The sequence below is a fragment of the Verrucomicrobiales bacterium genome, assembly GCA_016793885.1.
In the GTDB taxonomy this organism is placed as follows: domain Bacteria; phylum Verrucomicrobiota; class Verrucomicrobiia; order Limisphaerales; family UBA11320; genus UBA11320.
Window position 1 is genome coordinate 1 of the sequence record JAEUHE010000009.1, and the last position, 18,784, is coordinate 18,784.

At 60.3% G+C, this 18,784-nt stretch carries 13 protein-coding genes; 6 read left to right on the top strand and 7 right to left on the bottom strand.

The window, feature by feature from the left end; genetic code table 11:
* Positions 1-1,392, bottom strand: a 1,392-nt coding sequence (locus JNN07_00920; protein ID MBL9166281.1) for a DUF1501 domain-containing protein, incomplete at its 3' end; no start/stop codon positions are given.
* A 5-nt stretch (positions 1,393-1,397) separates the two neighbouring features.
* Complete coding sequence (locus JNN07_00925; protein MBL9166282.1) at positions 1,398-4,178, bottom strand: DUF1553 domain-containing protein; 2,781 nt, start codon at positions 4,176-4,178, stop codon at positions 1,398-1,400.
* Between the two features lie 360 nt (positions 4,179-4,538).
* Between JNN07_00925 and JNN07_00930 the strand changes: the two genes are divergently transcribed.
* The 3 genes from JNN07_00930 to JNN07_00940 all read left to right on the top strand — a co-directional run bounded on the left by JNN07_00930 (position 4,539) and on the right by JNN07_00940 (position 7,808).
* Positions 4,539-5,618: an SMP-30/gluconolactonase/LRE family protein gene (locus JNN07_00930; GenBank protein ID MBL9166283.1), complete on the top strand. Its 1,080-nt coding sequence runs from the start codon at positions 4,539-4,541 to the stop codon at positions 5,616-5,618.
* A 671-nt stretch (positions 5,619-6,289) separates the two neighbouring features.
* Positions 6,290-6,496 (top strand): DUF3185 family protein, encoded by a 207-nt coding sequence (locus JNN07_00935; GenBank protein MBL9166284.1) that lies wholly within the window; start codon positions 6,290-6,292, stop codon positions 6,494-6,496.
* A 46-nt stretch (positions 6,497-6,542) separates the two neighbouring features.
* Positions 6,543-7,808, top strand: a complete 1,266-nt coding sequence (locus JNN07_00940; GenBank protein MBL9166285.1) for an AI-2E family transporter — start codon at positions 6,543-6,545, stop codon at positions 7,806-7,808.
* Between the two features lie 130 nt (positions 7,809-7,938).
* Here JNN07_00940 and JNN07_00945 read toward each other — a convergent pair whose 3' ends face one another.
* The 3 genes from JNN07_00945 to JNN07_00955 are packed head-to-tail and all read right to left on the bottom strand — an operon-like array spanning position 7,939 to position 10,309.
* Positions 7,939-8,622, bottom strand: coding sequence for a prolipoprotein diacylglyceryl transferase (locus JNN07_00945; GenBank protein ID MBL9166286.1), 684 nt, complete (start codon positions 8,620-8,622; stop codon positions 7,939-7,941).
* Positions 8,622-10,052, bottom strand: coding sequence for a radical SAM protein (locus tag JNN07_00950; protein ID MBL9166287.1), 1,431 nt, complete (start codon positions 10,050-10,052; stop codon positions 8,622-8,624). The genes JNN07_00945 and JNN07_00950 overlap by 1 nt, the downstream gene beginning before the upstream one ends.
* A 50-nt stretch (positions 10,053-10,102) precedes the next feature.
* On the bottom strand, positions 10,103-10,309 hold the full coding sequence (locus JNN07_00955; GenBank protein ID MBL9166288.1) for a hypothetical protein: 207 nt from the start codon (positions 10,307-10,309) through the stop codon (positions 10,103-10,105).
* Between the two features lie 78 nt (positions 10,310-10,387).
* Between JNN07_00955 and JNN07_00960 the strand changes: the two genes are divergently transcribed.
* Positions 10,388-11,311: a LysR family transcriptional regulator gene (locus JNN07_00960; GenBank protein ID MBL9166289.1), complete on the top strand. Its 924-nt coding sequence runs from the start codon at positions 10,388-10,390 to the stop codon at positions 11,309-11,311.
* Positions 11,312-11,395: 84 nt separating this feature from the next.
* Here the strand turns inward: JNN07_00960 and JNN07_00965 are convergent, their stop codons facing one another.
* Positions 11,396-12,328, bottom strand: coding sequence for an aldo/keto reductase (locus JNN07_00965; protein MBL9166290.1), 933 nt, complete (start codon positions 12,326-12,328; stop codon positions 11,396-11,398).
* A 517-nt stretch (positions 12,329-12,845) separates the two neighbouring features.
* On the bottom strand, positions 12,846-14,264 hold the full coding sequence (locus JNN07_00970) for an MFS transporter (GenBank protein ID MBL9166291.1): 1,419 nt from the start codon (positions 14,262-14,264) through the stop codon (positions 12,846-12,848).
* A 496-nt stretch (positions 14,265-14,760) separates the two neighbouring features.
* Between JNN07_00970 and JNN07_00975 the strand changes: the two genes are divergently transcribed.
* Positions 14,761-17,892 (top strand): hypothetical protein, encoded by a 3,132-nt coding sequence (locus JNN07_00975; protein ID MBL9166292.1) that lies wholly within the window; start codon positions 14,761-14,763, stop codon positions 17,890-17,892.
* 145 nt (positions 17,893-18,037) lie between these two features.
* Positions 18,038-18,709, top strand: coding sequence for a response regulator transcription factor (locus JNN07_00980; protein ID MBL9166293.1), 672 nt, complete (start codon positions 18,038-18,040; stop codon positions 18,707-18,709).
* Positions 18,710-18,784: the final 75 nt, after the last annotated feature.

Here is an 18,784-nt window from a genome sequence, read left to right on the forward strand (position 1 = left end):
GAATGTCAACTGGGTGTGATCCAATCCTAGCAGGTGAAGTATCGTCGCGTTCAGGTCGTGAATATGCACCGGATCGACCGCCACATTATAGGAGTAGTCGTCGGTCTGACCATACACTGTTCCTCCGCGGATCCCACCCCCGGCCAGCCAAACACTAAAGCAACGGGGATGATGATCACGGCCGTAGTTCTCACGAGTCAGCTTCCCCTGTGAGAAGACGGTTCGCCCGAATTCCCCGCCCCAGACCACCAGAGTGTCATCCAACAACCCTCGCTGTTTCAGGTCCTCCAGCAGAGCGGCCGATGGCTGATCGGTATCGTAGCACTGACTGCGGATCCCGTTGGGAAGATTGTCATGCTGATCCCAGCCCCGATGGTAGAGCTGTATGAATCGCACCCCCCGCTCGGCCAAGCGTCGAGCCAGGACGCAATGGGCCGCAAACGTGCCGGGCTTGCGCGACTCAGGTCCATAATGTTCAAACACCGAGGCCGGCTCCCCGGACAAGTCACCCAGCTCCGGAACGGCGGATTGCATGCGAAAGGCCATCTCGTATTGATCGATCCGCGACAAGATTTCAGGATCTTGCATGTCCGCATGCTTGATGCGATTCAAGGCCGCAGCATCATCGAGCATGGCGCGCCGGCGTCCGGAGGTAATGCCCGGCGGATTGGAAAGAAACAGCACCGGATCCTTCCCCGGGCTAAACCGGACTCCCTGGTAGCGCGGCGGCAAGAAGCCGGATCCCCACATTCGCTCATGAAGCGGTTGAGCGTTCGTGGGCCCGCTCGGACGGGAGATCATGACCACAAAGGCCGGTAGATTCGAATTCTCCGAGCCTAGACCGTAAGAGAGCCAAGCGCCCATCGAGGGGCGTCCCGCGATCGCATGCCCCGTTTGCAGCAAGGTCATCGCCGGATCGTGATTGATCGCCTCGGTATGCAGCGATCGGATCAAACAGATATCATCCGCCAAACGGGCAGTATGGGGCAGTAATTCGCTAAGCCACATCCCCGACTGCCCGTGCTGTTGAAAGGCATAGGCGGAGGGGGCCACCGGAAGGCGTGCCTGTCCCGACGTCATGCCCGTAAGCCGCTGTCCCTGGCGAACCGAGGCGGGAAGATCTTGATCGAATCGTTCGCGGAGCCCCGGCTTGTAATCGAAGAGTTCCAGCTGCGAAGGGGCACCCGCCTGCGTCAAACAAATGACTCGTTTCGCCCGCGGAGCGAAGTGAAATCCCAGCGCTGAGGCAGGGTTACCTACAGCCCCAACTCCAGCTGCAGCGAACGCATCTCGCCGGGTAAGCAGCGACGTCAGAGCAGCCAGTCCGATGCCGCCGGTGCTCCGGCCCAGGAACTGTCGCCGCGCGAGGAGATGAGGAGAAGACTCTGGCATGATGCCTATTCCTTAGTGATGGCTTCGTCGAGGTTCAGAACGGTGCTGGCAACGGCAGCGAACGCTGCCAACTCAATTGGATCCAACCGCGCATCGGCCGGCTTCGAACCGACGGAGAGCCACTCTTTGGCACCGGTTGGATCCGCTGAGAACTCGGCCTTCCATCGCCGCAACGCGGCCTTGAGCACGGCGCGTTCGTCCGATCGCGGAGCGCGGCTCATGACCCGACGAAAAAGGAAGGCCAGCCGGGAAGCAGCATCGTCCCCTCCATCTTTCAACGCGAGTTGCCCGAGCATCCGGGCCGCTTCGACATAGGTGGGGTCGTTCATCAAGTTGAGCGCCTGCAGCGGGGTGTTGGTTCGCGGACGTCGCAAGGTGCACGCCTCACGAAATGGCATGTCAAACAACAGCATGGCTGGGTTCGGAACCGAACGTTTCCAGTAGGTGTAGAGGCTCCGCCGATAGAGATCATCCCCCTGCCCGACCACATAGGTGCTCGCGCTGCTGCCCGCCACCACTTGCTCATACAGTCCTGGCGGATGATAGGGCCGAACCGAAGGACCACCGAGCCTGGGCACCAGTAATCCTGAAGCCGCCAAGGCCTGATCTCGGATGAACTCGGCCCCCAGACGGAAACGCGGTCCCCGAGCCAGCCATCGGTTGGACGGATCCCGCTCCAGCAGCTCGGGCGTCCATCTGGAACTTTGGCGGTAGGTCGCGCTGGTCACGAGGAGCCTCATCATGCCCTTCACATCCCAACCGCTCCGAATGAACTCCGTCGCCAGCCAATCCAACAACTCAGGATGACTGGGACGATCGCCCTTGGTGCCAAAGTCCTCGGCGGTGATCACTAATCCAGAGCCAAACAGGCTTTGCCAGAGGCGATTCACCGTGACGCGCGCCGGAAGCGGGTTCGCCGGGTCGGTTAACCAGCGAGCCAAACCCAGGCGATTTTTGGGAAGCCCTTCGCGCATCGCCGGCAAGCTCGCGGGCGTGGACGGCCTCACTTCCTCCCCCGGACGCAGATAAGAGCCACGAATGAGAATGTGCGTGGGGCGTGGGGTAGGCATCTCCTCCATCACTAAGGCAGTCGGGATCTGGAGGTCGGAGGCGTCGATCTCACGTCGCAGCTGATTGACCTGGGAAGCTAATGACCGATGAGCCGGATCTCTCCCACTCCAATAGTCGAACAACTGAGCGGTTTCCGCCTCGGATCGTTGGTGGGGTGTCTTGACCGCGAGGGTTCGAACCGTGCCCGGGATAAGCAAATCAGCCGAGGCTGCGGTGCACCAGAGCTGAAGCTCGACCGGCAAGGTGGGCGCATCGGTCACGATGGCTCCCGCCAACCGAATACGCCAGTCCTGGGCAGATCCATCACCGTCGTGCTCGCGAAGTGTCACGCAGAGGCTCGCTGGGTCGCTCTGGCGCAGCGGCAGACGGAAAGGCTGGGCCGCCTTGGAGTCGAAAGCTTGACTGGAGTCCGCGCGCGACACCGCGTTTTCAGCGTCGGATGCCTCGACCCGAAGCTCTCGCCATTCTCCAGCTCCGGCCGGCTCCGATGCCTCGAACCAGCGCGACACGACAAGATCGCGGATCGGAAGTATGGCCTGCGGGTTCGTGTTCTGGCCGGAGCGAAACAGGAGCTTCAGGGCGCTCACGTGTCCTGCGGGAATAACGGCCTCCGCAACCCACGCGTGCCGACCTTTGGCCAGGGAAGGTAGACTGTTCGAGACGATCGCGGCGGCAGGCGAACGGTTCGTCGTTCCCGAAAGACGCACGGCGAGCGGTTCCACCCGAGTCCACGAAACCGGCATCGCCACCACGCGACGGCTCCAATCCGGAAGCTCGGCCCGCAGCCGATTCTTGGCCGCGACGAGCTTGGGCTCAGCCTCCGTCAACTCCTTCCGGAGCCGGCCGAGCTTCACCTCCAGCTCAGGATGAGGAAGCTGGATCATGGGCGGATTGTTGCGTCGGATGGATGCGCCGTACTCGCCGATCCCCTTCTCAGTGACATTGTGAAAAAACGCGAGCAACCCGTAATAGTCCCGCTGGGTAAACGGATCGAATTTATGATCGTGACAGCGACTGCAGTTGAAGGTTTGGCCCAGCCAGACCGTGGCGGTGGTCTCCACCCGATCCGCGCAATACTCCGCCAAAAACTCCTCGGGGATGACACCCCCTTCCTCGTTCATCATATGATTGCGATGAAACCCGGTCGCGATGCGCTGATCGAGCGTGGCCTGCGGAAGCAGGTCGCCGGCGATTTGTTCGATGGTAAACTGATCGAACGGAAGGTTGGAGTTGAACGCTCGGATGACCCAATCGCGCCAAGCGTACATCTCGCGGTCGCGATCGACCTGATAGCCATTGGAGTCGGCATAACGGGCGGCGTCCAACCAGTCGACGGCCATGCGCTCACCGTAGTGCTCGGAGCGCAAGAGCCGATCGACCAAGCGTTCATAGGCATCGGGCGAGGAGTCCGACAGAAACGCGTCCACCTCCGCCGGTGTGGGGGGAAGCCCCAGCAGATCCAAGCTGAGTCGGCGAATGAGCGTCGTCCGATCGGCCTCCGGAGAGGGTTTGAGCTTCAGGGCTTCCAGCTGGGAAAAAATGAAACGATCGACTGGATTCCGGGCCCACCGTTCGTGGCGGAGTTCGGGAAGCGGCGGACGCTGCGGAGGGACCAAAGCCCAATGAGCCCCCGGGCGCGAATCAGGGGGCGCCCCCGGGACCGTGATCGCCCAGAGGAGGGATATGCAAACAATGGCAGTTTTCGCAGAGATCATTGAGCGGCGGACCATCGGGAGCATGGGCTGAAACCACACTGAAGATCAACGGAGGAATGAGGCGGGTGAGATGAAGAGGTGTGATCATTTGCGGGTGAGGCTTGGTCTCTTGTACGTAGTTCCGCCTTTAGGCGGTCCCCTGGGGCTTGATAATGATCGAAACGCTAGATCCTATACAGGTGGGCCAATGTTTGCGTCCCTTCCGCCTGAAGGCGGAACTCCATGCGTACAACGATCAATGGGTCCGCCGTTTGATGCTTCCAGGCCTTACCCGGCAATAGTCAACCCCCCCACACAATTCTTACCCCAGAATCGCCTTGACCCAACCGCGCCTGCGAATGAATCTCGTCCGCGACTCACATGAACTCACAGACCTTGCTCGCTCTCGGACTCAGCGTTGCCCTCTCCACCTCCGCGTGCCTGCGCAGCGATGCCGCCGAGAAAAGCGGCACGGCTCCGGTCGCCAAACCCAAGAAGGCCGGCAAACTAGGCCTCACGGACTATCCAACCATGGGCAGCATCGAGCGCCTCGACCCTCGTCTGGATGCAATTCTGGCGTCGGACGCCCGCATTGAAAAGCTGGCAGAAGGCTTCGATTGGTCCGAGGGACCGGTCTGGATTCGCGACGGCCATTACCTGCTCTTTTCCGACGTGCCGCAGAACCGGGTCTACAGCTGGTCCGAGGGTAAGCCGGCCACCGTGTTCATGCATCCCAGCGGCTACACCGGCTCCACCCCGCGCGGCGGTGAACCTGGGTCGAATGGCCTGACCACCGACTCCCGCGGACGCCTGGTCCTGTGCGAGCACGGTGATCGCCGCGTGTCGCGGCTCGAGTTGAATGGCAAGAAGAGCACGATTGCCAAGTACTACCGCTTTTACCGGTTCAACAGCCCCAACGACCTCGTCTACAGCGTGAAGGGTGATCTCTTCTTCACCGATCCTCCTTACGGCCTGTTGGATCGAAATGACGACAAGACCAAGGAGCTTCCTTACTGTGGCGTTTACCGGGTAACCACCAAAGGCGAAGTCAAACTGTTGACCAGCGAACTGAGCTATCCCAACGGGATCGCGCTCTCTCCGGACGAGAAAACGTTGTACGTCGCGATATCCGACCCGGAAAACCCGATCATTACCGCGTGGGATGTGAAGGCGGATGGCACCATCGAGAACCGTCGCACCTTCTTCGATGCGACACCGATGTACAAGGCTGGCCTCAAGGGTCTCCCCGACGGTTTGAAAGTGGACAAGGCCGGTAATGTCTTCGCCACGGCCCCCGGTGGGGTGCTGATCATCGCTCCGGATGGAACACACCTCGGCACCATCCAAACAGGTGAGGCGACCGCGAACTGCAATTGGGGCAATGACGGCAGCGTGCTCTACATCACCGCCGACATGTTCCTCTGCCGGGTCCGCACGACCACCCGCGGCAAAGGCTGGTAAGCGGTCGCATTACTCTCTCCACCAGCCCGAACTCTTCGGGCGAGTTGCTGAATTCTCTGCCAAGAACCCTCAGGGTTCAAAGAGATGCCGGGGCTTGGGAGCGCAGCGACCCCCCCGGTCTGTCGCCTCCCCTATTTATTGAACAGCACCCTGCAAGGCGTGCCACCAATCAGGAAACGGACTAAACAACGGAATAGATCCAGGGAACGGTTTTGCCCACGGAACGCGCGGACTACACGGAGCCGAAGAGGGACTTGGTGGGGCTGGATCGACGGACGGTCATGTTCTTCTGAATCCCTTCCGGCTCCGTGTAGTCCGCGTGTTCCGTGGGCCATTCGTCCCTGCTCCGATCTCCGAGGGCCCGTTTTCGGAGGTGCACCCACTTCCTGAACCAGGACACGTTCAACCTCGTCCCCTACACTCCCGACCGCACCCACCGCAGCACATGCCTTCGCGCCCGCGGTGTTTGCTGCCAGGGAGGATGCTCGAACACCGCATGGGGGTAACACCCCATACCCATAACCGTGGGGCTTCGTCAGGTTAGTTCTATGGGACTGGAAACCTAAACCCACTTCAGTGGCGACTCCGAAGCGGAGTAGGAAACGCAGTCAAGCGGCGGATCGGGCCCGAGCCCTGTGGACGACAAACAACCTTCTTGAGAACACAATGCTATGGATAAAATAATCTCACTTTCACTCATCGGGGCCGGCGTGGTGCTGGTGGTCATTGGCGTCAGCGCCATGAATTCCTTCAGCTCAGACGTGTCGAGATTTTTCACCGGGTCTCCGACCGATAAGGCGGTCTGGATGCTGATCGGTGGCTGCGTTCTGACCGTGATCGGCATGGCCGGATCTTTCCGCGGTTGGGGCAAAACCTAACCTCCCACACCTCGGCTGCAACCTTGGAATGTGAAGTGTTGAGTTCATGAATGGAATCCAAACCAGTCCGACGCCGGGTGCGGAGTCCGGTGATTGGTCGTCGCGATCCTCTCTGGGGACAGTTGTATTAATCGCCGCAACCGCGCTCGGCCTCTTTCTTTGCTATCAACTCGCGCACCCATTCCTAGCTTCGCTCGCCTGGGCCTTGGCCTTGGCAGTCATCTTCGCACCGTTCCAGGGCTGGCTTGAGAAATGGATCAAGTCACCCAGCGTCGCTGCCCTGATCGCCGTCGCGGTGGTTGGTTTGATGGTAGCGATCCCGATTAGCTTCGTGGGCCAGCGCCTGCTTGTGGAGGCGGCGGGAGGGGCGGAGATGATCAAGTCCAAGCTGAGTTCCGGCGAATGGCAGAAGGCCGTTGAAGCCCAGCCCCGTATCGCACCTATCGCACGTTGGATCGAAGCGAAGGTCGATCTACCGGGGACTTTTCGATTGCTGTCCTCCGGGCTGACGAACGTGGCGGGATACGTCGTCAGGGGATCCATCGTGCAGGCCATGAGCTTTGCTTTAACATTTTACCTTCTCTTTTTTCTCCTCCGCGACCGTCGGGATGCTCTGCGTGCCTTAAGCTCCTTAATCCCGCTGACCGAGTTCGAGATGGATCGGCTCTTGACGCAGGTGGGGAACACGATCTTTGCGACGGTCTATGGAACCCTGGCGGTCTCGGCAATCCAAGGCTTGTTGGGAGGGCTCATGTTTTGGTGGCTAGGATTGCCGACGCCACTGCTCTGGGGAGTGGTGATGGCCTTGCTAGCGGTGGTCCCCGTGCTGGGTGCGTTCGTAGTCTGGATTCCTGCCGCTCTTTTTCTGCTGCTCGAAGGCAGTTGGGGAAAGGCGCTCATTCTGGCCCTGTGGGGCGGGCTGCTGGTCGGGACGGTGGACAACCTGCTCCGCCCTGTTCTGGTCGGCAAGCGACTCAAACTCCACACGGTGCTCGTCTTTATGTCAGTCGTTGGCGGCCTCGTGTTCTTGGGCCCGGCAGGCCTCATCCTCGGACCGATCATTCTCACGGTCACCTTCGTCCTGCTGGAGACGTGGAGACTTCGAGTATCACCCGACTCGAGCCGAGAGGTGTCGGCCGGAGACATCTCCCGCTTTGAAAATGAAGGGGGAAAAATTGGCCCAATCGACACAGGTCGAAAGCAGGCGGTCGGAAATGGGAGTGGGGACGTATTGCCCGCGGAACACGCGGACCACACAGATCGGAGGAGGGACTTGCACGGGCCGTGCCGACTGACGCTACTGCTCTTCTGAATGCCGTCCGAATCCGTGGTCTCGGCGTGATCGGTGGGCAAAACTCTTGCTGGGATCTGGTCCCGGCCTGCCCTTAAAACCTTGTAGAAGTTAACCGGGCCTGGTTCATGGAGAGGCCGTGGACCTTCGCCTAAGGCCGCGAATGGATCCGCCCTCTCCGCAATTCAAACCCGACGACTCCGATAACCACCAGAATCAGGCAGACGATCTGGTAGCCGCTGACCTGTCCCATTAAGCGGGGAGTGTCACGAACCGTTTCGTGCAGAAAACGAAAACAACCGTATCCAATCAGATAGAGGTGAAAATGCTGTCCGGGAAGCCCCTGGAGACGGCGAAGGAGCCCAAAGGCACCCACCGCCAACAGGTTGAAGCCAAGCTCGAGCGGCACCGATGGCCAGCGATGATGCCCATGAGCATCCACCAGGGTGTACCAGGCTGGCTGACAGACCTGTCCCTGACAACAGCCGGCCGACCAACAGCCCAAGCGTCCCAGCGCAATGCCCAACGGAACGGTCGCAGCGAACAGATCGCCGGTCGCATGAGGATACTTCAGCGATCGTTTCATCAGTTCCACACTGACGTATCCGCCGAGCAATGCCCCCAGCACGCTTTTTCCCGTTGCCCACTGGAGCCATCGATCGGGCGCGTTCAACTGCAGGAACCCCTCCGCAGCCCAGTACACCGCCTTGGCTCCAGCAAACGCGCCGAACAGTGCGGCCAGGTAGATCCACAGCAGGCGCGTCTCCCGGCGGCTGTGCCGGATCCAGAACAGCGCGCTCAACAGGATCCCCAGTCCTAACGTCCAACGATACATCAAGGCACCCCTCCTCCGCCATAATACCTACAGAAGGAATCCAAACTGCCATCCGGCCGAATGACGTGCGTGCAGCAGCGGTCGATCCGGTCCTGATCCCAGGTCCAAGCGTCCATGAACGGTTTGACCATGATTCGAAACGTCATGCCCGCCTGAAGCTGAAACTCTTTCAATACCTGGCCTAAGGGCTCGGATTCACAGCCGCATTGAGCCAAGTCGGCCAGGTTATACTGCACCCGATCTTTGAGAAACCCCTGCAGCTGACCGAAGTCGATGTACTCGCTCACCGACCGAACCTCCGAAGGCAGCCGCAACAAATAGCCAATGGTGGCGCAATTAGGATCCCCGCACGGGAGCGGGGTGAAATCTTCGAACTTAAGCACGCCCGCGGACTGTTCAACAGCCTGGAGCAGAATATCGGCCGTGTTCAGTCGGTTCACAGCTAGGGGCGGCACGGCGAGCCTCGGACTCGCTTCGGCATTCCGTCCGCTCCCAAACACCGGCTGAAAGGTGATTCCCTGAATGTGGGGAGCGCTGAGACCAAACTCGATCGCCTCCCAGACGTGGCTCAGATTGGACGGGGTCACGGTCATGGCCAACGTGACGGGCAGATTCATCTCTCCGGCTCGTCGAACCACCTCTTGGCGGGTCGCCCTCAAGTCCGCGCCACGCAACTCGCGCTGTCCCTCGGCCTGCAGGCCATCGAACTGAAGATACAGCTGAACGCGACGTCGTCTCGCCGCTGCCGCGAAGTTCGCTACGAACTCCGCATCATGGGCCAGTCGAACTCCGTTAGTATTCACCAGGATATAATCGATTCGAGGATGTGTTTGCGCCCACTCCAGCAGCTCAAAGAACTGCGGATGCAGCGTCGGCTCGCCCCCGGACAACTGCAGAATCTCGAGTTTCCCCTTCCGGTCGATGACGCCTTGGATTCGACGCTTGAGATCTTCGATCGGTGTGGCTTGAACCTTGGCTCCAGAACCCAGCGGCGAATCAGCGTAGCAGGTCGGGCAGGACAGGTTGCAGCTCTGGACGATCTCGATCAGCGCCAGGCAGGTCGAGAGGGTTTCAAAAGGGGAGCCGGGCTTTTGGTTCGCATTTCGGCCCAGCGTGCCACGGGCTTCGCCAGCGGCGCTACAGCAGGTTCCCCCGTCGCAACAACGCGAGTCGCCGCCTCGAGCGCCCGAGGAAAGCCAGTAAAACCGGGCATCCGAAGCAATGCAGACGGAAAAGAATCCATGCGCCGGACAGCGTCTTTCCAATAGGACTCGGGCCGGTTCATCGGAGGTCTTCCAGACTTCGGCGGGACAGGAGAGCCCGCAGATCGGACAACGGCTGAGGGTGGACTTGAGCAGAGTTTTGCCATCAGCCGAAGCAGCAAAAGGTTGTGGCGAGGGAAGCAAGGGAATGGAGGAGAGAGGAATCATGGTGTTGAGGGGTTAAGCAAGCGGAGGCGCACAAGCAGGCGTCATCGCCTTCAGGGAATGAGGGCACAGGCGCCGAACAAGAGCGCCAGGCCCACCAGGACAGCGCCGAGCAAAGCCGCGATGACCAACGCCACCGACCTGAGGTGAGACCTTTTCTTCTGATAGTCGATGCCCGGGTGGTCCTCATCGGTCCAGCGAGGTTGGGGGGGCTTGGGGTTAGAATCAGGTTCCGGAGGTCCGGCAGGTTCGTCGTTCATAGCGGAGAGCAAACTATCCTAGCTTGCGGTCCCAACGTGAATCGATAAACCTCGCTCGCCATCGGGAAATTCGATGTTATGAACCTGCATCACCTGGAACTTTTCTATTACGTAGCGAAGCATGGCGGCATCATGGAGGCGGTGCGCAATATTCCCTACGGAGTGCAGCAACCCGCGGTGAGCGGTCAACTCGGCCAGTTGGAGCATGATCTAGGACAACGCCTGTTCATTAGGCGGCCGTTCACGCTGACGGCCGGGGGTACCGAACTCTACCGGTTCATACGCCCCTTCTTCGATCAACTCCCCAGGATGGAAGAAAAGCTCCGTGGTGACGTGAGTGAGAGACTGAGATTTGCCGGACCCACGCTCGTCCTCCGTCATCATCTGCCAGCAATGCTATCGGAGATCCGACGCAAGTTCCCAGGACTTCGATTCGACCTTCGCGAGGCTTCGCAGCCCCAGGTGGAAAAGGCGCTGCAGGACCAGGAGATCGACCTCGGAATCACGCTGCTGGAAGGGACCATCGGGGCCGGGATCGAGTCAGCCGTCCTCATGCAGCTGAACCTCGTGCTGCTCGTCCCGTCCGATCGACCTGAGAAAACCGCCGAAGCAGTCTTGGCGGGGGATCTCCTTCAGGAAACGCTCATCAGCTTTCCGGAGACGGAACCGGTTTACCGTCGCTTCCGCGAGCACCTTACCAAGAAAGGACTTGATTGGCCCACCGGCATCGAATTGGGGTCGCTCGACCTGATCGAAACCTACGTGCAGCAACGACTGGGCATCGGGCTCTCCGTGAAGATTCCCGGGGGGACGCTTCGGCCAGAAATTCGCGAACTCCCCCTCAAAGAAATTCCAGGTGTGAAGGTGGGCATCCTCTGGCGATCGCCCCTCAACCCTGTCGCCGAGACCCTCCTGAGTCAGCTGAAGGAAAAAGCGCGCTTGCTGTCGAATTCCCCGGCTCCGGCAATCGGAGCCCGAACCCGCAGGGTTCACCGAAATTAGGCTATACGGGGCATGGAGCGCAGCGACACCCCCGGTCGGTCATCACCCCAGGGAACAGCACCCTGAAAGGCGTGCCACCCGTGGTCAATTATTCTTCGCCAACCCCTCGATATGTCCGAGGTTCTTGACCGGCGCGAAGAGGTCCTGCACTTCTTTCAACAGCTGAGCATCGACCGGCTCTGCCGCCCAGCGGGCCCAGTTACGAATGTTCTCGGGATTGGCGCTCCCCGCTATGGTCGTCGTGATATCCGGGTGCGCGAGGCTGAACTGGAGCGCGAGCTTGGCGATATCCACACCGCGCTGCGCACAGTGAGCCGCCGCAGCCCGGGCGGCCGCCTTGACGTTCTCCGGCTCCTTGAGCCAGGCCGGCAACGGCGCATTCGTCAGCAACCGTGCCGAAAAGGGCCCAGCGCTCATCACCCCTACCCCTTTCGCCTTCAAATAGGGCACCACCTCGTCGGCAAAACGCGTGTTCTGCAGGGTGTATTGGTTGTAGCTAAGCACGCAGTCCACCGGCGCCTGATCGCAGATGAAGCGGAAGATCTTCATCGGGTAGCCGCTGAAGCCGATAAAACGAACTTTGCCTTGCTGTTGGATCTTTCGAAGGGCGGGAAGGGTCTCGTCCACAATCTGCTGCATCTCGACAAACTCAATGTCGTGACAAAGGATGATGTCCAGATGATTAGTGCCCAAGCGATGCAAGGTCACGTCGACACTCTCCGCCACCCGCTTCGCGGAGAAGTCGAAGTGCTGAAGATCATAGCGCCCGAGTTTCGAGCAGAGTGTGTAGCTGTCCCGCGGGACTCCGCGCAACGCGATGCCCAGCAAAACCTCCGACATACCGCGGCCATAGAACGGCGAGGTATCAATAAAGTTGAGTCCGGAATCGAGGGCGACGCGGACGCTCCGCAGGGCTTCATCGAGGTTGACCTGCCGAAACTCTTGTCCCAGTGAGGAAGCTCCAAAACTCAGGATGGGCAACTCTAATCCGGTTTTTCCAAGTAGGCGTTTTTGCATGCGATATTCTGGCCGAGTTCATACCGAGCAGGGGCGTTGAAGGGAATCAAATTGTGGATACCCTGGGTCGGGAGGCTGGGATTAGAAGTCGGTGAGATTCACTCAGTGCTTCGCCGTGGATGTGATTTCAAGTGGGTGAGAAAGATGGTGAAGTCGCCATGGACTCGGAGGCCTTATGCCGGGCTTTCAGCCCTTGTTGGGAGGGGGGATGTTACCTGGGGTTGTCACCCCAGGCTGGGATGTGACGCACCGTTGGTGCTCAAGCCCGACGAGCCACTGATCCAATACCAAACCCAGCCTAGACCATTCGGCCCAGCTTCGTAGGGGATTCAGCGGTGGCGTTGCAGTCCGCGGGCCATAGGCCCAGCACCATTCCAGCCTGGGGTGACAACCCCAGGTTCCCTCAACCCATACACGCTGAGGGCTGAAAGCCCGCACCATTACGGGCAGTTACCAACTGAATTCGATCTGAATCTCACCCACTTCTAATTGGAGGGTCGAACCTCAACTACGGGTCTTACACCACGGGCTTGACGGACTCGTCCGCCGGTGCTGTCGCGCGTTTCCAATCCCTGGGGGCGTCCGAAACTTTGCGCACAATGCAGAAGCCCAGGATCATCATGAACAATAGGGCAAACGCAGCCCAGCCTTGGGCGGTACGAGCCCATTGGGCTTGCTCCAGTGGGCTGGAAGCCGGACCGCCGTGAGAAAGCGAACGAACCACGGTCGACGTGATCAGCGCCCACACTAAGGGACCCGTGATTGCGGAAAAGCGCCCCACCATTCCGTAGAGCCCGTAGAACTCGCCAATCCGATCAGGCGGTGTCAGCCTCAGCATGAACGGCCTATCCGCCGCCCACACCCCGCCCAGACAAAAACCGGCCGCGCCCGCCATCAGATACATCGTCCAGAGCGGCAATCCTAGGATCCCGATGGCAGCCCCCAAGAGAAAGATGGCCATCCAGCAGGACAGCACGGCGTTCAACGTCTTGCGAGGGCCGATGCGATCGTTCAACCATCCCCAAGCAAACCCTCCCGCCATAGCGAGCGAAATCGCCAGCAGCATGATCTTATCCTTGTGTCCGGTAGCCTCCTGCTCGGTGCCGCCCGCCGTCACCGCCACATTGACCACAAACAACGTCATCACACTAATCACTGTGTTGATGGAATCGGTATAGAACATCCGGCCGATCAGAAAACGGGCAAGCCCCGGGTACTCCTGGCTGGAGACCAGCGTCTTCCAGGTGTTTTTCAAACTGGCGCAGGCCTCCGCATAGCCGAATCGACGGTGACGCGGGTTATCACGTTCCCGCACGAAGATCATGCAGGGCAGGGCAAAGAGAAGAAAGGCGACCGCATACAAGGTGAACAGTGTCGAGGGAGCGGCATCCTTAAACTTAAGGCTCAGCCCCACGGCAATGAAGGATCCCAGGTAGCCGATCCCGACGCCGATCCCGCCGATCTTGCCACGATTCGACTCATTGCTCACCTCCGGCAGCAGGGAATCGTAATATTGCGTTCCAGCCTGGTAGGCAATGTTCGCCAGAATGAAGATGGCGCAGGTCCACCACAGACCGAACCGGGCCATCAGCGTCGTGAGCGCCACACAAATGATGGTGCTGGCCATGAGGAATGGCAGACGACGACGGGCGTGATCGGTCATCGCTCCAAGCAACGGCGAAAGGACGAACACCACCGCCATCGAGATGGCGCTCACAATGCCATATTGGAAGTCGACCTTGTCCGACCCCACTTGCTGCCGCATCCAGAAGGGGAGCGTGAGGGAGATGACACCCATCGAGAAGATGGTGTTGGCGAGGTCATACAGGACCCATCCGGTAACCGACCGCTTGGAAATCACCCGCGGCTCGGATGGTCCGCCGGCTGAGGGAATCGAAGCTGGCTCGGATGAACTGGCGGATGACGTGTCGTCCATGCAGCCGGGATATAGCCTTGTGACCCACCGTTGGAAAAGGGAATTCGGCGAAGGGGACTATCGGCGGGAAGCTCGAGATGATCAAATAGGGGTGAGGATGTGAGCAGTCCCATGCCGGGAGAGCCCCTCGATCTCTTGCGTTGTATGGAGTTCCTGCTTTAGCAGGTGCGGCGTCCAGTCTCACGTCGCGGCCCCCTCCGCCTGAAGGCGCACGGGGATGGGGCCTCCGAGGTATGGAGTTCCTGCTTTAGCAGGTGCGGCGTCCAATCTCACGTCGCGGCCCCCTCCGCCTAAAGGCGCACGGGGATGGGGCCTCCGAGGTATGGAGTTCCTGCTTCAGCAGGTGCGGCGTCCAATCTCACGTCGCGGCTCCCTCCGTACGGAGGATAGGCCCTCTCCCGGAATTAACCCTCACTAGGGATCCATCACACCTACAACCGGCGCCCCCAAAAACCAGGCTCGCTTTCGTCTCCCCCCTCTCTAGAATTTTTTCAACGTGCAACGTTCACTCTTCTACACGATTGCCTGTCTGGTCCTGGGGTTGATCCTCCCCAACCTGACTCCCCTCCTCTGCCCGGCCGCAGAGCTGCGCCGCGACGCGCCGTTGGACTACCTGGTGGACGTGTGGCAGACCGACCAAGGGCTCCCGCAAGGAACCGTGAACTCCCTGGTTCAGACGGCCGATGGCTACCTCTGGATTGGAACCTACAACGGTCTGGCTCGCTTCGACGGCACGGGATTTCGCACTCTGAACCCCGCGAACACCCCGAGCCTGACCAGCGCACGGATTGTTCAGCTGTACGCGGATCGTCGCGGGGACCTCTGGGTGGGAGCCGAGGAAGGTCAGGTCTTCCGCATGAGCAACGGCCAGTTCACCGAATTCCACCCCCCCAGCCAGGGCTCGACCGCACGCATGGCTCGACAGATGACCGAGGACTCACGAGGAAGGCTCTGGCTGCTTAACTACGAATCCAACCTGTGCCACTGGGCAGGGGCTGGCTTTCAACCCTCCGGACAAGGGGCGCTCCAGACCGAGGCGGGTGTCCTGGCCATGGCTGTGGAGTCTTCTGGACATCTTTGGGCGGCCGCGCCTCGGTCGGTCGGAACCTGGACCGACGAGGCGTTTCTTAAGGTCTGGAGCCCTCCCTCTGGAACTGTGATCCAGGGAGCCACCCCAGCCCAAGAAGGTGGACTCTGGGTGGCGAGCAGCGATTCCACGCGGTTTTGGTTGCGTCGGATCACAACCGGCGGCGCGGTCGCCGCCGAGCACGGGCCCTTCCTTTGGCCGGGACGTCCGATTCGCAGCATGATCCAAAGCCGCACGGGAAGAATCTGGATCGGCATGTTGGGCGGCGGGGTCTTTGGCTACGATCCAGGCGGACGATCGATCCAAATCGGCAGCCGCCAAGGATTACCCAACCCCTTTGTCACAAGTCTTTGTGAAGACCTGGAGGGGAACATCTGGGTCGGTTTGCAGGGCGGCGGGCTCGCCCGGCTCAAACCAGCGCTGTTTCGTAAATATCGTCAGCAAGATGGGCTATCGGCCGAAGAAGTCCTCGGCGTTTCCGAGGGCGCCGACGGGGAGCTCTGGATCGGGACCAATGGAGAATGGCTCAACCAGATCAAGAACGGCCGTGTGGAACACTTCGACGAGCGGCGCGGTCTCACCCATCCGGAAGTGTGGTCGGTATTGCGCGACCATGAGGGTACCACTTGGGCGGGAACGCGGGGTGGCGGGCTGTTTCGGCTTAAAGGACAAGCACAGCGCTTCGAAGCGTTCCGACCTCCGAACGTGGAAGTTGGCTTCTTCCCCGGGACGCCTCTGAGTCCGATTGTCCTGGGGCTGTTCGAGGACAGCCGAGGCAACTTGTGGTTGGGACAACAAACCTTCGGGACCATTACTCGCATCACCCAAGGCGAGCCGGTGCTGCTTTCGGTGCCGGAAAGCCCGTCGAACTTCGATGTTCGCACCATGGGCGAGGACCGCAACGGCGCGATCTGGATCGGAACTCACGGCAGTGGGCTGTTCCGTCACGAAGAAGACCGCTTTTCACGCTACGGAACTGCCGATGGCCTACGTAGCGAGTTCATCTGGGCTCTGCACACCGACGTCGACGGAACGCTTTGGGTTGGCACCTACCAAGGGGGGCTGAGCTTTCTGCAGGGCGATCGCTTTGAGACCCTGACCACGCAGGAAGGATTGCCCAGCGACGTCATCTGCCAGATTCTCCAGGATGACCTGGGGGACCTCTGGATCGGCTCCTACGCAGGCGTGTTCCGGATTAATCGCCGCCAACTCCAGGAATTCCAAAATGGAGAGCGCACCCGTGTGGAGCCCCAGATCTTCACCAAGGCGGACGGGCTGCCCAGCATCGAATGCACCGGCGGCTTCCAGCCCTCAGCCTGTCGGCTCCGCGATGGCCGGCTCTGCTTCCCCACGGTGAAGGGGCTGGCGGTGATCGACCCACACTCCCCGAAAACGAACCAGGTGCCCCCCAGTGTGCAGATCGAGGAGATCTGGGTCGATGGCACCAAGCGCTGGGATTCGCTCACTCCCACTGGAAGCATCGAGACCACGACGTCGGCCACAGCAAAAACCGCCACCCCCAACTCACGGACCGTCGAGCTGTCGCCCGGACAGACTCACTTGGAGATCCGCTATTCCGGGCTGAGCTTCTCTGCCCCCGATCAAGTTCGTTACCGTATTCGGCTCGAGGGCATCGACCAGCAATGGGTGGATGCCGGAAATCGACGTCATGTCGATTATCAGCATCTCACCCCCGGAAACTACCGTTTCCAGGTGATCGCCAGAAACAATGATCATGTGTGGAACATGACCGGTGCCAGCCTGGCGATCACGGTCCGACCTCACTTCTGGCAAACGAACACCTTCCGCATCGCGGCCCTGCTGATTCTCGGAACCGGGGTGGCCCTGGCTGCCCGGATCATGGAGCAGCGTCGCCAGCAGGCCAAACTAGCGGAGCTGGAGAAGGAAAAAGCCATCGAGCACGAACGTCTGCGCATCTCCCAAGACATCCATGACGATCTCGGCGCCCGCCTGACGGAGATTACGCTCCTGAGCGAAATCGTCAGCGAGGAGGCGGCCGAGGATGCCCCCTTGCAAAAAGACCTCCAGCAAATCTCCAGCAAAGCGCGCGACCTCACTCGCTCCGTCGATGAGATCGTCTGGGCGGTCAATCCCAGCAACGACAATCTGGAAAGCCTCGTGGTCTATGCCTGTGGTTACGCAGAAGACTACCTGCGTCCAACCCAGATCCGCTGTCGTTTCGACCTTCCCCCCACGATCGCCCGTACTCCGATGCGCTCGGATATTCGCCACCATCTGTTCATGGCCTTCAGAGAATCCATGACCAATGTGGTCAAACATTCGAAGGCCACCGAGGTGACCGTCCGATTCGAAACCGACGGCTCCACCCTGACCTGGTCGGTCACCGACAACGGCCAGGGCTGGCCGGGGGACCAGCCTCCCCCCAGCAATCGCAACGGCATGAAAAACATGAGCCGACGGATGCGCGAGATCGGCGGAAGCTGCGTCGCGGAAAAGGCACCGGGAGGCGGAGCCCAGATCACATTCCGAGCTCCGCTACCCAAGGAAGGCGAACGCTAGATCTCGGAAGGTCGATGGAAACCACGGAATTCTGGGATGAGCCGGGATTCGCTCACATCGGGAATCCAAAATCGCAAATCTAAAATCCAAAATGCACTCATCCCCCTTGCAAGTTGGCACCAACAAACCATAGTAGGCCAGGCTTATGAAGTCTTCCGGGACCACACCTCTATCCTCGGGCAAGTTGAAGGTAGCGATTGTCGAGGACGATTCGATGCTGCGTGAATCGTTCGCGCGGCTGTTGCAGCGCGCCCCGGACTTCGAGTGTGTCGCCACCTTCCCCGATGCCGAAACCGCGGTGGAGCAGATGCTTCAGGTGAAGCCGGACATCGCACTGGTGGATATCAACCTACCCGGGATCAATGGGGTTGAATGCGTCCGCCGGCTCAAGCCCGGCGATCCAAAAATTCAATACGTGATGGTCACGGTCTACGAGAACCATGATCATGTGTTCAACGCGCTCCAGGCGGGGGCCACCGGTTATCTGCTCAAGCGCACCCCGCCCGCGGAACTGCTGGAGGCGCTGCGTGACGTCTCTAAAGGGGGAGCCCCGATGAGCAGCCAAATCGCCCGGAAAGTCGTCGAATCCTTTGGCGGCCGAATGCCGGCGGCAGCTCCCTCCAGCGAAGAGCTGGATCAACTATCCAATCGCGAGCGGGAGATCCTGGACCAGCTCGCCAAAGGTTACTTGGCCAAAGAGATCGCCGAGAACCTGGGCATCAGCTTTGACACGGTACGAACCTACACGCGTCGGATCTACGAAAAACTCCACGTGCACTCCCGAGCCCAAGCCGTGGCCAAGCTGATGCGAACCTAGCCGCACCCACCCCGACCCGGAGTCGGGGTGGGTGCGGCTAGGAGGCACTGCGTGCGGGGAAAAGGGTTAACCCCG

What these genes read in the sequence shown, in the direction of transcription:
- JNN07_00970 (MBL9166291.1), bottom strand. Translation starts at nt 14,264, where the DNA reads ATGGACGACACGTCATCCGCCAGTTCATCCGAGCCAGCTTCGATTCCC.
- JNN07_00930 (MBL9166283.1), top strand. Translation starts at nt 4,539, where the DNA reads ATGAACTCACAGACCTTGCTCGCTCTCGGACTCAGCGTTGCCCTCTCC.
- JNN07_00940 (MBL9166285.1), top strand. Translation starts at nt 6,543, where the DNA reads ATGAATGGAATCCAAACCAGTCCGACGCCGGGTGCGGAGTCCGGTGAT.
- JNN07_00960 (MBL9166289.1), top strand. Translation starts at nt 10,388, where the DNA reads ATGAACCTGCATCACCTGGAACTTTTCTATTACGTAGCGAAGCATGGC.
- JNN07_00950 (MBL9166287.1), bottom strand. Translation starts at nt 10,052, where the DNA reads ATGATTCCTCTCTCCTCCATTCCCTTGCTTCCCTCGCCACAACCTTTT.
- JNN07_00935 (MBL9166284.1), top strand. Translation starts at nt 6,290, where the DNA reads ATGGATAAAATAATCTCACTTTCACTCATCGGGGCCGGCGTGGTGCTG.
- JNN07_00955 (MBL9166288.1), bottom strand. Translation starts at nt 10,309, where the DNA reads ATGAACGACGAACCTGCCGGACCTCCGGAACCTGATTCTAACCCCAAG.
- JNN07_00925 (MBL9166282.1), bottom strand. Translation starts at nt 4,178, where the DNA reads ATGATCTCTGCGAAAACTGCCATTGTTTGCATATCCCTCCTCTGGGCG.
- JNN07_00980 (MBL9166293.1), top strand. Translation starts at nt 18,038, where the DNA reads ATGAAGTCTTCCGGGACCACACCTCTATCCTCGGGCAAGTTGAAGGTA.
- JNN07_00945 (MBL9166286.1), bottom strand. Translation starts at nt 8,622, where the DNA reads ATGTATCGTTGGACGTTAGGACTGGGGATCCTGTTGAGCGCGCTGTTC.
- JNN07_00965 (MBL9166290.1), bottom strand. Translation starts at nt 12,328, where the DNA reads ATGCAAAAACGCCTACTTGGAAAAACCGGATTAGAGTTGCCCATCCTG.